Source organism: Citrobacter sp. Cf088 (assembly GCF_030334295.1).
Lineage (GTDB): Bacteria > Pseudomonadota > Gammaproteobacteria > Enterobacterales > Enterobacteriaceae > Citrobacter > Citrobacter freundii.
In genome coordinates this window covers 17,878-32,901 of the sequence record NZ_JAOWEE010000040.1, presented here as the reverse complement: position 1 = coordinate 32,901, position 15,024 = coordinate 17,878, and the positions used below count along the sequence as shown (strand labels likewise).

Genomic DNA, 15,024 nt, shown 5'->3' with positions numbered 1-15,024 from the left:
ATTATTTAGTTTTTTTTAATTGTCTTGTTAGAATAAATAACTCTATTAATAAAATAAATGCCCTGAATATCAGGGCATTTATTAGCATTCAATTAATGATTCGAGAACCAGTTCAGCTTATCGCGTAGTCCAACCACGCGACCGACGATAATCAGCGCCGGACTTTCAACCTGCTGTGCCAGCTCGCCGAGCTGTGTCAGAACCCCGTTGACGACGCGTTGCTTCACGGAAGTCCCGTTTTCTACCAGCGCGACGGTCATATCAGGCTGCATGCCAAATTCAATCAGTTTTTCCTGGATGGTGGCTGCCTGATTCAGTCCCATGTAGAAAACCAGCGTCTGTTTCTCGGCCGCCAGGTTTTCCCAGTCCAGCTCACCGCCGGTTTTCAGGTGTCCGGTAACCAGACGCACGCTCTGAGCGTAATCACGATGGGTCAGTGGAATGCCGGAATAGGCAGAACAACCAGAGGCTGCGGTAATACCAGGCACTACAGAGAATGGAATACCGGCATGGCACAGCGTTTCCAGCTCTTCGCCACCACGGCCAAAGATGAACGGGTCGCCACCTTTCAGTCGTACCACGCGCTTGCCCTGCTGTGCTTCACGCAGCAGGATCTGATTGATCTCTTCCTGCGGTACGCAGTGATAGCCCGCACGTTTGCCGACGAACACCCGGTCTGCATCGCGGCGTACAAGGTTCATGATGTCGTCGGAAACCAGGCGGTCATAGACCACGACATCCGCTTGCTGGATCTGCTGTAGCCCTTTCAGCGTCAGCAGGCCGGCATCGCCAGGACCGGCGCCAACCAGTACCACTTCACCACGGTGATCCAGCGGTTCGCTGAGCATTTGCTCGGTGGTTTCCTCGACGGCTTTTAGGTCATTGTTCGCCAGCGACTGCGCCAGGCGGTCATTCACGAACAATTTTTCCCAGAAGCGGCGACGTTCACCCATGCTGGCAAACTGTTGCTTCACCCGGGAGCGCAACTTGCCAGCATATTGCGCGACCTGGCCCAAATGCTGAGGCAGTACGGATTCAAGCCTTTCACGCAGCAGACGGGCAAGCACCGGCGATGTCCCGCCGGAGGAGACCGCCACCATCAGCGGCGAGCGGTCGATAATGGAGGGCATGATAAAACTGGCTGCTTTTGGCGCGTCGACCACGTTGCAAAAGATACGACGTGACTCCGCGGCGGTGCTGACGCTTTGGTTGACGGCATCGTCATCGGTGGCGGCAATAGCCAGCCAGCAGGTGTCGAGCAGGGACTCATCGAACGGTCCCTCAACCAGCGTCAGCATGCCTTCATCTGCCCATACTTTGAACTGCGGAATAAATGCCAGTGCATTAACCGTTAAACGGGCGCCCGCTTCCAGCAGTAACCGCGCTTTGCGTTCTGCGACATCACCACCGCCGACGATCAAGCAGTCGCGGTCACGTAGTTGACAAAATATAGGCAAATGGTCCACGACATTACCCCTTAATTAATTATTAGCAGCCGCCTCTGGCTGGTTGATTTTTGCCGGAGCCGGACGCTCCGATTTTGGCGTAGCATACCAATAACCTAATCCCATGAATACGACACCGGACAAAGTATTACCGAGTGTCACCCACAGCAGGTTATGACCAATTCCTGACAGGGTATAAGCTTCGCTGTGATGGCCGAACCAGGAGAGGGCAAACAGCGTCATGTTGGCCACCGAGTGCTCGTAGCCGGAAGCGATAAACGCCAGCAGACACCACCAGATAGCGAGGAATTTTGCCGCGCCTTCGGTACGGATTGCCATCCATATTGCCAGACAAACCAACCAGTTACACAGTGCGCCTTTAAAGAACAACACCGTTGCAGGCGCGGTGGTTTTCGCCAGCGCGACCGAATGGACGATGCTGGTATCGACCGGCAGCAGACTGCCGCCTCCCCAGCTATAAAGCAGGGCGACAAACACGGATCCGACCAGATTTCCCAGCCAGGTTTGCGGCAGGATAGCCCACATTTGGCCGTGGCTGATGGTGCCCGCTTTGACGCCGAGCGTCAGGAACATGGTGTGACCGGTAAACAGTTCTGAACCGGCAATAATAACCAGCGTTAAGGCGATACCAAAGGTTGCACCCATCACCAGCGGACGTACGGACGGGTCGAGCAGGTTACCGAGGGTAAAAATAAGGATGATGCCGAGGCCAACATAGGCCCCTGCCATTGCCGAACTGACCCAGAACCCGAGCGGGTTATTTGCCGACAGGCGTGCGATGCGCGCAGCGTTAGCCGCACACTTATTGATAGTGTCTGTGAACATGTGTTGATTATCCTTTTCTCACTTCATCCTTTGCACTGCCTCTTTGTTGGCAGCCCTCGCTCACCCCAGTCACATAGTGAACTATGCTCTTGGGGGGGTGCTCAGTTGCCGCCGCGATGCAGCACAAATGATTTTGTGATAACAATTACAATGAAAAAAATACAAAAAAGGGGAGGCGTTGCGCCTCCCAAAAATTTATTAACCGCGCAGTTGCACCGTGCCGTCTTTCACTCGCGCTTCGTAATGTTTCACGGAGAACTGTTCGTCTTCCATGCACAGTCCGTCGCTTAAACGAAAACGCTGTTTTTTCAGCGGGCTGGCAACCCACAATTCGCCCTGGTGTTCAGCAATCAGCCCACGAGAAAGCACGCTGGACTCAAAGAACGGGTCGATGTTGCTGATCGCAAACACCTGGTCGCTGTGATACGGGCGGAAAATCGCAACCTGCTCGTTACCTAACAGGGCGCAGACGCCTGTTGCAGGCAGAATGTCATCGATTTTGCAGATGTTTTTCCACTGGCTCATGCGTTTTCCTCCACCAGAGTCACCGGGATACGCTCATAAGGCGTGGCCGGACGATGTTGTTCACGTTCAGGCACAACCTGGACATTCGGATCGCGTTTATCGCTGTTGATAAAGTGTTTGAAGCGAACCTGCGCGGATGGAGTGTTAACGGTTTCTGTCCACTCGCAGACCACCGCTTCACGCAGACGGGCCATCTCTTCTTCAAGATGCTGGTTCAGGCCCAGCTTGTCGTCGATGATGACGGACTTCAGATACTCGATACCGCCTTCCAGATTGTCTAACCACGGTGCGGTGCGGGTCAGTTTGTCGGCGGTACGGATGTAGAACATCATGAAACGATCAAGATACTTGAGCAGCGTTTCGCGATCGATATCTGCTGCCAGCAGGTCTGCATGGCGAGGTTTCATCCCGCCGTTACCGCAAACGTACAGGTTCCAGCCTTTCTCAGTGGCGATGATACCCACGTCTTTGCCCTGAGCTTCCGCACATTCGCGGGTACAACCGGAGACGCCGAATTTCATTTTGTGCGGGGTACGAATGCCTTTGTAGCGATTTTCCAGCTCCACGCCGAAGCCGACGCTATCGCCGACGCCATAACGACACCAGGTGCTACCTACGCAGGTTTTCGCCATACGCAGCGCTTTGGCATACGCGTGGCCGGTTTCAAAACCCGCTTCAATCAGCTGACGCCAGATTTCCGGCAGGTCATCTTTCTGCGCGCCGAACAGACCGATACGCTGAGAACCGGTAATTTTGGTGTACAGGTTAAACTCACGCGCGATACGGCCCACGGCCACCAGGCCTTCAGGGGTAATTTCACCGCCCGCAGAGCGCGGGATCACGGAGTAAGTACCGTCTTTCTGGATGTTAGCCAGGAAGTTGTCGTTGGTGTCCTGCAGCGGCGTGTGCTGTGGTTTGAGGATGTACTCATTCCAGCAGGACGCCAGCAGGGAACCCACGGTAGGTTTACACACTTCGCAGCCGTAACCTTTACCGTGTTTAGCCAGCAACTCTTCGAAAGTTTTAATGCCTTCTACGCGGATCAGGTGGAACAGTTCCTGACGTGAATACGGGAAGTGTTCGCACAGGTTGTTGTTAACTTCGATACCCTGTTTCGCCAGTTCGGCGTTCAGGACCTGCGTTACCAGCGGGATACAACCGCCACAGCCGGTACCGGCTTTGGTTTCCGCTTTCAGCGCCGCAACGGTATGGCAGCCTTTGTTGATAGCGGCAACCAGCATGCCTTTGGTGACGTCAAAGCAGGAGCAAATCTGCGCGCTGTCCGGCAGTTTATCGACACCGATAGATGGCTTACCGCTGCCCGCGTGTGCTGGCAGAATCAGTGAATCTGGATTTTCCGGCAGTTCAATGGCGTTCAGCACCAACTGCAGCAGATTGCCGTAATCGCTGGTGTCGCCAACCAGAACTGCGCCGAGCAGGGTTTTGTTATCTTCGCTAACGATCAGGCGTTTGTAGACTTCTTTGCTTTCGTCGAGATAGACATAGCTACGTGCGCCCGGCGTGCGAGCATGCGCGTCACCAATACCGCCGACGTCAACGCCGAGCAGCTTCAGCTTGGCGCTCAGGTCCGCGCCTTCAAAGGCGTTTTCAGTTTCGAGAATATGGTCAACGGCAACCTGCGCCATTTTGTAGCCAGGAGCGACCAGACCATACACGCGGTTGTTCCAGCTTGCGCATTCGCCGATGGCATAGATGTCCGGGTCAGAAGTCTGGCAGGTGTCGTTAATGACGATACCGCCGCGTGGCGCGACGTCAAGGCCGCACTGGGTGGCCAGTTTGTCGCGTGGACGAATACCGGTAGAGAAGACGATGAAATCGACTTCCAGTTCGCTACCGTCGGCAAAACGCATGGTTTTGCGCGCTTCGGTGCCTTCCTGAACGATCTCTTTGGTGTTTTTGCTGGTGTGCACACGCACGCCCATGCTTTCAATTTTGCGACGTAACTGCTCGCCACCCATATGATCCAGCTGTTCAGCCATCAGCATTGGGGCGAATTCAATCACGTGGGTTTCAACGCCGAGGCTTTTCAGCGCACCAGCGGCTTCCAGGCCCAGCAGGCCACCGCCGACCACGGCACCGCGTTTGCTACGGCGCGCGCAAGACTCAATCGCGTTGAGGTCTTCGATGGTGCGGTAAACGAAGCAGTCCTGGGTTTCCGAACCTTTAATCGGTGGGATCCACGGGTAAGAGCCCGTCGCCATGATTAGCTTATCGTAGTAAACCGTACGACCTGCGCTGGAGTGGATTACTTTCTCCTGGCGGTTAATGGTAATTGCGCGCTCGCCCACTAACACCTTAACGCCGTGCTTCTCGTAGAATCCTTCACGCACCAGAGAAAGCTCTTCGGCGGTGTGGTGGGAGAAGTAGGAAGACAGGTGTACGCGGTCGTATGCTTTGCGGGGTTCTTCACAGAAGACGGTAATATCAAAATTGGCAGCGTCGGATTTATCAAGAAGATCCTCAATAAAGCGATGGCCGACCATACCATTACCGATAATAGCGAGTCTGACTTTGCTCATTTTTGCCTCGATTTCTTTTCTATTACTGCCTACCTTAACGATTCAGCAACCGCACTTATTGATGCAAATCAAATTCGCCCTTATATACTCCTTAAGAGGTATATAACTGATTTGTCAGCATTTTTATAAGTGACGGAATTATTTGAGTTTTCGTGTTTGTACAAATAGCGTACAAATTAAGGGGTTTTTGTAAGAATTGGCCTACATGACCAGAGAAAGAAGAGAGGAGGCGAAAATATGCCGGATGATGTGGATACCATCCGGCAGTGTGTAGGCCGGGCTAGCTAAGCGCCCCGGCACTGAGATTAATGCGTTGCTGGCGCGTTATGCTGGCGATGACGCGTGACGAACCCAAGAATAAAGCACATTACGAATACAACCGCATACAAGCCGTTAGCCGTCTGCAATGCTGCCTGTGGGCCGCTGTGTGCCACAATAGGGCCGGTTACCACGAAGGTGAGCATAGTACCGATGGTGCCGCAGGTCAGAACGAAGTTAACCAGTTTGGGTGAGGCGACCTTCGTCTGCTGGGAGCCAAGGGTAATGATGGTGGTATAAATCGCGCTGGAGAAGAAGCCCAGCGTTAGAATGAACCACGGCATATGTTCCGGCGTACCCGTGATAAACAGATACATCAGTACGGTGGCCAGACCCGCCAGTACGGTCAGGATGCGTTGCAAATCGAAGAAACGCAGAATGAAGCTAAACGCCCACATGCCAACCATGTAAGACATCCAGAAGTCGCTGACCAGTTTACCTGCGTCGTTCAGGCTCATACCCAGGCTTTTGGCGTATTCCGGAACCCAGGAGATAAAGCCCAACTGACCGAGGATGTAGCACAGCGCGGCGATCGCCAGAAACAGCACGCCAATCCCCCATTTTTCTTTTACTACCGGCGCGTCTGACTGCTGAGCGTGTTTACCCAGTGCCGGAAATTCACAACCGAAGGTCAGCAGGAAAATAGCGACGTATACCAGGCCGATGCAAGCATAGACCCAATACCATTCGATGCTGCGCGCTAACAGGAACGCGGCAACCATCGGGAAAATCATCCCGGCCATGCTGAAGAAGGAGTCAGTAAACAGTAAGCGGGAACCGCGCTGGCGACCTTCGTACATTTGAGTTACCAGGAACGTACCAATCGACATGGTTATACCGCTCACAAGACCCAATACAAACATGGCGGCAGAGAACAAGGCCAGGCTATGGCTGAGCATCAGTCCGGCGACTGCCAGTACCATCAGGATAAAGCCGAAGCGCAACTGGGTTTTCAGGGGCACGATTTCCATTAGCCATGCATTCAGAAAGATAGAGATCAGAATGCCGGCATTCAGGAAGGTGAAGGTGTTACTCATGCTGGAAACGGGCAAATGGAAGTAATCTGCGATGTTTCCCATCACCATCCCGGTGACAATTACCAACGCACCTGTCAGGGCGTAGGAGAGAAAGCTAATCCATGTGAGCTTGATGCGATTGCTGTTAGTCATGACTGGCCTGTATAGAAGTGTAAGGCGCATTGACTGCGCCGTGAGCGGGCAGATTTTAGGCGCTTTTGTGATGTATTTAAATATTTATTGGTAATGAGTTTGTTTATTACATTTTTGTATGTGATCTAAATCACATTGATTCATGCGGCAGTAAGGTTACATTTGTTTCAAGTACGTAAAATTAGGTAAAGGGATGGCCTTGTCCTTGAAGGCTCTTTAGAATCAATTCACTTGCTTCATTTCTGCTCTTGTTAAGGAATTCTCATGCTCAAATCGACTCTGGCGGCTGTTGCAGCTGTTCTCGCTCTTTCTGCTCTCTCTCCCGCAGCACTGGCAGCAAAAGGTGACCCTCATGTTCTGCTGACAACCTCTGCTGGTAACATTGAGCTGGAGCTGAACAGTCAGAAAGCCCCGGTTTCAGTGCAAAACTTTGTCGATTATGTCAACAGCGGTTTCTATAACAACACTACGTTCCACCGTGTTATCCCTGGCTTCATGGTGCAGGGTGGCGGTTTTACCGAGCAGATGCAGCAGAAGAAACCTAACCCGCCAATCAAGAATGAAGCCGATAACGGACTGCGTAACACCCGCGGCACGATTGCTATGGCGCGTACAGCGGATAAAGACAGCGCGACCAGCCAGTTCTTTATCAACATTGCAGACAACGCTTTCCTCGATCACGGCCAGCGCGACTTTGGCTATGCTGTCTTCGGAAAAGTTGTGAAAGGTATGGATGTCGCGGATAAGATCTCTCAGGTACAGACCCATGATGTCGGTCCATACCAGAATGTTCCGTCAAAACCGATTGTTATCCTTTCTGCTAAAGTTCTGCCGTAATCGTATCTCGCGCGGGTAGTTCTTGCCCGCGTTCCCCCCTCTCTCTGCGTAACCCGAAATTGCTGCTTATACTTGTGGCAAGTGTCGGCTCATTCAGGGAGGTCACGTGAAAAAACTCACCGATAAACAAAAGTCCAGGCTGTGGGAACAGCGGCGAAACGCCAATTTCCAGGCCAGCCGACGGCTGGAAGGCGTAGATATTCTACGGGTTACTCTGAGTGCTGAAGACGCTCTGGCGCGTCTTGAAGAGCTGAGGAGGCACTATGAGCGATAAATTCGGTGATGGTCGCGACCCGTATTTATATCCGGGCCTGAATGTCATGCGTAACCGTCTGGGGATTCATCAGGCGCAGCGTTTGGCGCAGGCGGCTTATGAACTGACGGCGCTGCGTGCGGCGACTATCGAATTGGGGCCGCTTAAACGGGGCTTACCGCACCTGTGCGCCATTCATCGCCAGCTGTATCGGGATATTTTTGACTGGGCGGGACACCTGCGCGAAGTCGATATTTACCAGGGCGATACTCGCTTTTGCCATTTCGCCTATATCGAGAAAGAGGGCAATGCACTGATGCAGGACCTGGAAGATGAGTCCTGGCTGGTGGGATTACCGGAAGACAAGTTTGTCGATCGTCTTGCGCACTATTATTGCGAAATCAATGTGCTGCATCCGTTTCGCATTGGTAGCGGTCTGGCGCAGCGTATTTTCTTCGAACAGTTAGCGATTCATGCAGGGTATGTGCTGAGCTGGGATGGCATTCCGGTTGAGGAGTGGAATCAGGCTAATCAGAGCGGGGCGATGGGTGACCTGTCTGCACTGCGGGCGATATTTCGTAAAGTGGTAAGCGAAGCACCGGAAACTGAGTAGAATAGCGCGGTTCTTATGTACCGGAGCCGCCATGATCCTGCTTATCGATAACTATGATTCTTTTACCTGGAACCTGTACCAATACTTCTGCGAACTGGGGGCTGATGTCCTTGTCAGGCGCAACGACGATCTGACGCTGGCGCAAATTGACGCGCTGAGCCCGCAAAAAATCATCATTTCCCCGGGACCCTGTACGCCGGATGACGCCGGTATTTCGCTGGAGGTTATTCGCTATTTCGCAGGGAAGATCCCTCTGCTGGGCGTTTGTCTGGGGCACCAGGCGATGGCGCAGGCCTTTGGCGCGACCGTGGTTCGGGCGGCGAAAGTGATGCATGGTAAAACGTCGCCGATTACGCATAACGGGCAGGGCGTTTTTCAGGGGCTCGCCAATCCATTAACGGTAACGCGCTACCATTCTCTGGTGGTTGCTCCCGAAACCCTTCCTGACTGCTTTGAGGTGACCGCCTGGAGTGAAACGCAGGAGATCATGGGTATTCGCCACCGGGAGTGGGATATGGAAGGGGTGCAGTTTCACCCGGAGAGCATTCTCAGCGAACAGGGGCATCAGCTGCTGGCTAATTTCCTCAACCGGTGATTTGTGGTTGCTATTCAGTGATTTTTTATTCATATTTTGTGATTATAATTTCACTAGCATTTCTGCTTAACAGGGTGGTAATGACATGGCAACTGAACAAACTGCAATTACACGCGCGACATTCGATGAAGTGATTCTGCCGATTTATGCACCGGCTGAGTTTATCCCGGTAAAAGGGAAAGGGAGTCGAGTATGGGATCAACAGGGTAAAGAGTATGTTGATTTCGCGGGCGGCATTGCAGTTACCGCGTTAGGGCATTGCCATCCTGCGCTGGTTGAGGCGTTAAAAACCCAGGGTGAAACCCTGTGGCATACCAGCAACGTTTTCACCAACGAACCTGCGTTGCGCTTAGGCCGTAAAATCATTGAGGCAACATTCGCCGAACGCGTACTGTTCATGAACTCCGGTACCGAAGCTAACGAAACCGCCTTTAAGCTGGCGCGCCACTATGCCTGCGTGCGTCATAGCCCGTTCAAAACCAAAATCATTGCCTTCCATAACGCGTTTCACGGCCGCTCGCTGTTTACCGTATCCGTCGGCGGGCAGCCGAAATATTCCGACGGCTTTGGACCAAAGCCGGCAGATATCATCCATGTCCCGTTTAACGATCTGCATGCGGTCAAAGCGGTGATGGACGATCACACCTGCGCGGTGGTGATCGAGCCTATTCAGGGCGAGGGTGGCGTTACTGCGGCAACGCCGGCATTCCTGCAAGGCTTGCGTGAGCTCTGTGATCAGCACCAGGCGCTGTTGGTATTTGATGAAGTACAGAGCGGGATGGGGCGTACTGGCTCACTGTTTGCCTATATGCACTACGGCGTGACGCCGGATATCCTCACCAGCGCCAAGGCGCTCGGTGGCGGTTTCCCGGTGAGCGCGGTGCTGACCACCCAGGAGATTGCCTCCGCGTTTCACGTGGGTTCACACGGCTCCACATACGGCGGTAACCCGCTGGCCTGCGCGGTTGCGGGAGCTGCGTTTGATATCATCAACACGCCGGAAGTGCTGGAAGGTATTCAGGCCAAACGCCAGGCGTTTGTTCAGCATTTGCAGAAAATTGACCAGCAGTTTGACATTTTCAGCGACATTCGCGGTATGGGACTGCTGATTGGCGCCGAACTGAAGCCGCAGTTTAAAGGCCGGGCGCGTGATTTCTTGTACGCCGCGGCGAATGAAGGCGTGATGGTACTGAACGCCGGACCGGACGTGATGCGTTTCGCGCCGTCGCTGGTGGTGGAGCAGACCGATATCGATGAAGGGATGCAGCGCTTCGCGCAGGCCGTGGCGAAAGTGGTGGGTTGATTGCCGGATGGCGGCGCGAGCGCCTTATCCGGCCTACAGGGTAAGGTGTGATTCGTAGGCCGGATAAGCGTAGCGCATCCGGCAGTCGATCTTAACCTTTCATGTCCCGCAACCGGCGGCTCAGCCAGATCCCGTGGTGCGGTCGCTGACGCCATGCTACCGACGAAATGGTATGCATGGTGTTCAGATGCCCCAAAACCCGCTGCAGATGCTGCTCAAGGGTGCTTAAAGGCCCATGGGACAGCATCTCTGGCGCCTCAAGAATATTCACATCGCCGGAGCTTCCGGGTCCGTCATATTCCAGCCGCTGCTGACAGCGCTGGATCGCAATTTCACAGGACTCCAGATATCGCTGCGCCAAATCCGGCGTCAGCATCGTATGTTCCCTTGCCAGCGTAGTCATTGCGTTGATGTGTTCGACGATGAACTGACTATGCGTAACCCACAGTTTCATGTCCGCCAGATAGTGCGAGTTGAACCCAGGCTCCTGCATCGCCTGGTTAAGTGAGTTGAACAGCGTGTTATGCGCCTGGTTGACCCGCATGCGTTGATACGCCAGCGGTGTGGCCTGGGGATCGTTGCTAAGAATCAGGCGAATGGCCTCCTGATCGGCTTCTAACGCATCGTGGGCGTTTTTACGCAGTAAACCGCTCTGCCACTGCGGCCACAGCCAGAGCATCCCGCCAAAAGCGATCAGGCAGCCAGTGACCGTATCGATAAACCGCGGCACGATAAACTGTTCCCCGTTCAGTGTCAGCAGTTGCAGGGTATATACCGCGGTGACGGTAAAGCCGACGGTAGCCCAGCCGTAGTTTTTGCGGATGGTCAGATAACTCACCAGGGTTATCAGTAGCATGCCTGCCAGCGTGTAACCTTCCTGAATATGAAAGTGCAGCGTGACGCCGGCGATCACCAGACCGACGAGCGTCCCTACTGAACGGTGTAAAATACGTACCCGGGTTGCCCCGTAGCCATTTTGCGTGACAAACAGGATTGTCATCAAAATCCAGTAGGGTTTTGGCAGGTGTAAGGCGCTGCCCATCAGGCTGGCAATGCTCAACATGACGCTGATGCGTCCGGCATTACGCAGCGCCGGGGATTTCAACGACAGATAGCTTTTCAGGGCAGGGATCAGCGGCAGCCGACGCTGCTTGTCAGCCATTAAATCACGGGCATACAGTGGCCGCTGGGTGCGTAGCACACGGGCAATACGGCTGAAGTGCCAGTAGCAAAATTGACCCACCGGATTGTCCGGATGCTGGTTGGCGATTTTCTCCAGCGTGCCAATCTGCTTTTCCATTGAGAAACGGGTCGGTAAGCGGTGATACAAAATATCATCGGCCAGTACGCGAAGGCGTTCGGCGACGGTGCGCGCATTCCAGCGAATCACTTGTTCGGCGTGGCTACGTTCGACCAGCTTTTGCACCTCTTCCGGCTGGTGGAGGCTAACGGAAATATGTTCCTGTAAATCGAGCGCCTCCTGAAAGGCACGTAGCAGGCGCTTATAATCGTTGTTGCGATGCGCCGACAGCATATGCATTTGCTGATAGCACTGGGTAATTAAATCCACCGCTTTTTGCTGGCGCACCAGCAGGGGAGGCAGCGCTTTTTCTGGGTCGGCATGCTGGGTCAGCATGCTGTACTTGGCCTCACAGTAATCGGCTAATTCGCGGTACAACAAGCTGAGCGACTCACGCAGCGGCTGCTCGCGCCACATCCAGAACCAGAACCAGTTGAACAGGCCATACCACAATGTGCCCAGCGCGTAGATTAGCAGCGGCTCCCAGACGGGCATGTTACCTGCCAGACTGAGTGTGAAAATTGCCGCGATAAGCGAGGCAGGTAGTAGTCGCGCATGCAGAGGGCCTAATTCTGCGGTTACACCAAGAATCAGCGTCAGGCCGGTGAGGATCAGCGGCAGCGGTATAGTCTGTGCCAGCAGTAATTGCATGATCAGACTGCATCCGGCAAACAAAGACGCGCCAATCACTAAGCGTTTGAAAAAGCGCTTATGCGGGGTATCAAGACCGGCAATATTGCAGCAGGCAGGGACGAGGGAAAAGAGGAGTCCCAGATGAAGCTGACCGATGATCAGGCCGACGGCCACAGGTAAACATAGCACCAGCGTTTGTCGTAGTGCGTAGTTGATCTCTGGGTGGTATATCAGTCTTCGCCACATCGGAGCAAACAAAAGTGGCGCATTACGGGGTAACGCGCCACTTCGATGGGGTTAACGTGTGCCGTAGACGACGATGGTCTTACCGTGTGCGGAGATCAGGTTCTGATCTTCCAGCATCTTCAGAATACGACCGACGGTCTCACGGGAGCAGCCAACGATCTGGCCGATTTCCTGACGGGTGATTTTAATCTGCATGCCGTCCGGGTGGGTCATCGCATCAGGCTGTTTCGCCAGATTCAGCAGAGTCTGCGCGATACGACCGGTAACGTCGAGGAAGGCAAGGTTGCCCACTTTTTCAGACGTGACCTGCAGACGGCGAGCCATCTGAGAGGACAGGCGCATCAGAATATCTGGATTGACCTGGATTAATTGGCGAAATTTTTTGTAGGAAATTTCAGCGACTTCACATGCAGTTTTAGCACGGACCCAGGCGCTGCGTTCCTGACCTTCTTCGAAGAGGCCTAATTCACCAATAAAATCGCCCTGATTCAGATAAGAAAGGATCATTTCTTTCCCTTCTTCATCTTTGATCAGCACTGCCACTGAGCCTTTAACGATGTAGTACAACGTTTCCGCTTTTTCACCCTGGTGAATCAGCGTGCTCTTCGATGGGTACTTATGAATATGGCAATGAGACAAGAACCATTCGAGAGTCGGGTCTGTTTGCGGTTTGCCAAGCACCATGCGCGGTTATCCTCTGTTATAAGCTGTCTCCAGAGCCAAAAAACATCCTGTCTCTGGGTTTGCAAAAATGTGCTTCCCGCTACCTGGGAAGGGGGCTGTCAATACGTGCGACGGCCTGTAATGTGATGTCCTCTGCATACATGCAGTACGTCAATGTATTACTGTAGCATCCCGACTGTTTTAGCATAGCTTTCGCCGTGTGTCTCCTGGTGTCTCGCTTCAGCATGACGCAGGTCGCCTTCCGTTGCGAGATTTGTTGTGTGCGCGTAATCTGTCAGGAAAATTGATGCATCGGAGTAATAAAATATGCAAGCACGTGTTAAGTGGGTTGAAGGGCTGACCTTCCTCGGTGAGTCCGCCTCTGGCCACCAGATTTTGATGGACGGTAATTCCGGTGATAAAGCGCCGAGCCCGATGGAAATGGTCTTAATGGCTGCGGGTGGTTGCAGCGCAATTGATGTGGTGTCGATCCTGCAAAAGGGTCGTCAGGATGTGACCAACTGCGAAGTGAAGCTGACCTCCGAGCGTCGTGATGAAGCGCCGCGCCTGTTTACCCATATCAACCTGCATTTCATCGTAACGGGTAACGATCTGAAAGATGCGTCCGTCGCACGTGCGGTCGATCTTTCGGCGGAAAAATATTGCTCCGTGGCGCTGATGCTGGAAAAGGCGGTGAACATTACCCACTCCTATGAAGTGGTTGCCGCGTAATTGCTGATGCCGGATGGCGGCGTTGCCTTATCCGGCCTACAGGGTGATGTTGAGTCGTAGGCCCGATAAGCGAAGCGCCATCGGGCGCTTTCCACATATCACTCTATCTTTTTGCCTTCCATCAGTCGCTGCACCAGCGGCAGCATAATCAATTCCATCGCCAGACCCATTTTTCCGCCCGGTACGACCAACGTATTGATATGAGAAATGAATGAGCCCTGCAGCATGGCCAGCAGCCACGGGAAGTCGATCCCTTCCAGATTACGAAAATGAATCACGACAAAGCTTTCATCGAGTGACGGAATGCTCTTGGCGGCAAAGGGATTAGAGGTATCGACGGTTGGTACGCGTTGGAAGTTGATATGCGTACGGGAAAACTGTGGCGTGATGTAATTGATGTAATCGTCCATTGAGCGCACCACCGAGTCCATCACCGCTTCACGCGAGTGTCCACGCTCGCTGGTATCGCGGGTCAGCTTCTGGATCCACTCCAGGTTCACGATTGGCACCACGCCAACCAGCAGATCGACATGTCGGGCCACATTTTGCTGAGGGGTGACAACGCCGCCGTGAAGTCCCTCATAGAACAGGACATCCGTCGGTTCAGGCAGCGGCTGCCAGGGCGTGAATGTCCCCGGAACCTGATTCCACGGTACTGCTTCATCGTAGGTGTGCAGGTATTTACGCGACTGACCTTTGCCCGTCTGGCCGTATTCAATGAAGGTTTGCTCCAGCAGACCGAAGTCGTTAGCTTCGGGGCCGAAATAGCTGATATGCCGCCCGGCATCGCGTGCTTTGCGAATCGCCATGTCCATTTCCGGACGGGTATAGCGGTGAAAACTGTCACCTTCCACCTCGGCGGCGTGCAGGTTTAACTGCGCGAAAATTTTACGAAACGCGAGGCTGGTGGTGGTGGTCCCCGCGCCGCTGGATCCTGTTACCGCAATCACCGGATGTTTGGCAGACATAACAACTCCATGAAATGGTTGTAATTATAGTAAAGTCG

Annotated in this window: 14 protein-coding genes; 6 read left to right on the top strand and 8 right to left on the bottom strand. The window is 53.6% G+C overall.

Annotation, left to right across the window (positions count from 1 at the left end; all coding sequences use genetic code 11):
* Positions 1–92: 92 nt before the first annotated feature.
* The 5 genes from cysG to tsgA form a co-directional block, all read right to left on the bottom strand.
* Positions 93–1,466 carry a siroheme synthase CysG gene (gene cysG / locus OGV71_RS05520; protein WP_192474560.1) on the bottom strand — a complete coding sequence of 458 codons (1,374 nt, stop codon included), beginning with the start codon at positions 1,464–1,466 and terminating at the stop codon, positions 93–95.
* 15 nt (positions 1,467–1,481) lie between these two features.
* Positions 1,482–2,291 carry a nitrite transporter NirC gene (nirC, locus tag OGV71_RS05515; protein ID WP_003023587.1) on the bottom strand — a complete coding sequence of 270 codons (810 nt, stop codon included), beginning with the start codon at positions 2,289–2,291 and terminating at the stop codon, positions 1,482–1,484.
* A gap of 198 nt (positions 2,292–2,489) precedes the next feature.
* Positions 2,490–2,816: a nitrite reductase small subunit NirD gene (nirD, locus tag OGV71_RS05510; protein ID WP_003023590.1), complete on the bottom strand. Its 327-nt coding sequence runs from the start codon at positions 2,814–2,816 to the stop codon at positions 2,490–2,492.
* A complete protein-coding gene (nirB, locus tag OGV71_RS05505) occupies positions 2,813–5,356 on the bottom strand; it encodes an NADPH-nitrite reductase large subunit (protein ID WP_003023592.1) in 2,544 nt (847 codons plus the stop codon). The genes nirD and nirB overlap by 4 nt, the downstream gene beginning before the upstream one ends.
* Before the next feature lie 305 nt (positions 5,357–5,661).
* Positions 5,662–6,843 carry an MFS transporter TsgA gene (gene tsgA / locus OGV71_RS05500; protein WP_003023593.1) on the bottom strand — a complete coding sequence of 394 codons (1,182 nt, stop codon included), beginning with the start codon at positions 6,841–6,843 and terminating at the stop codon, positions 5,662–5,664.
* A 264-nt stretch (positions 6,844–7,107) separates the two neighbouring features.
* On the opposite strand from tsgA, the gene ppiA reads away from it, so the two are divergent.
* The 5 genes from ppiA (at position 7,108) to argD (ending at position 10,444) form a co-directional block, all read left to right on the top strand.
* Positions 7,108–7,680: a peptidylprolyl isomerase A gene (ppiA, locus tag OGV71_RS05495; RefSeq protein ID WP_003023595.1), complete on the top strand. Its 573-nt coding sequence runs from the start codon at positions 7,108–7,110 to the stop codon at positions 7,678–7,680.
* Positions 7,681–7,786: 106 nt separating this feature from the next.
* Positions 7,787–7,954, top strand: coding sequence for a FicA/YhfG family antitoxin (ficA, locus tag OGV71_RS05490; protein ID WP_003023597.1), 168 nt, complete (start codon positions 7,787–7,789; stop codon positions 7,952–7,954).
* Positions 7,944–8,546 (top strand): putative adenosine monophosphate-protein transferase Fic, encoded by a 603-nt coding sequence (locus OGV71_RS05485; RefSeq protein WP_003023599.1) that lies wholly within the window; start codon positions 7,944–7,946, stop codon positions 8,544–8,546. Before ficA ends, OGV71_RS05485 begins: the two co-directional genes overlap by 11 nt.
* 31 nt (positions 8,547–8,577) lie before the next feature.
* On the top strand, positions 8,578–9,141 hold the full coding sequence (pabA, locus tag OGV71_RS05480) for an aminodeoxychorismate synthase component 2 (protein WP_071697077.1): 564 nt from the start codon (positions 8,578–8,580) through the stop codon (positions 9,139–9,141).
* An 85-nt stretch (positions 9,142–9,226) separates the two neighbouring features.
* Positions 9,227–10,444 carry a bifunctional acetylornithine/succinyldiaminopimelate transaminase gene (argD, locus tag OGV71_RS05475; RefSeq protein WP_003023603.1) on the top strand — a complete coding sequence of 406 codons (1,218 nt, stop codon included), beginning with the start codon at positions 9,227–9,229 and terminating at the stop codon, positions 10,442–10,444.
* A 91-nt stretch (positions 10,445–10,535) separates the two neighbouring features.
* Here argD and OGV71_RS05470 read toward each other — a convergent pair whose 3' ends face one another.
* Together OGV71_RS05470 and crp are read right to left on the bottom strand one after the other, a co-directional pair.
* A complete protein-coding gene (locus OGV71_RS05470) occupies positions 10,536–12,623 on the bottom strand; it encodes a YccS/YhfK family putative transporter (RefSeq protein WP_003023605.1) in 2,088 nt (695 codons plus the stop codon).
* A gap of 51 nt (positions 12,624–12,674) precedes the next feature.
* Positions 12,675–13,307, bottom strand: a complete 633-nt coding sequence (crp, locus tag OGV71_RS05465) for a cAMP-activated global transcriptional regulator CRP (RefSeq protein ID WP_000242758.1) — start codon at positions 13,305–13,307, stop codon at positions 12,675–12,677.
* 306 nt (positions 13,308–13,613) lie between these two features.
* Between crp and OGV71_RS05460 the strand changes: the two genes are divergently transcribed.
* Positions 13,614–14,018: an OsmC family protein gene (locus OGV71_RS05460; RefSeq protein ID WP_003023611.1), complete on the top strand. Its 405-nt coding sequence runs from the start codon at positions 13,614–13,616 to the stop codon at positions 14,016–14,018.
* Between the two features lie 98 nt (positions 14,019–14,116).
* On the opposite strand, the gene OGV71_RS05455 is transcribed toward OGV71_RS05460, so the two are convergent.
* Complete coding sequence (locus OGV71_RS05455) at positions 14,117–14,986, bottom strand: phosphoribulokinase (RefSeq protein ID WP_155574530.1); 870 nt, start codon at positions 14,984–14,986, stop codon at positions 14,117–14,119.
* Positions 14,987–15,024: the final 38 nt, after the last annotated feature.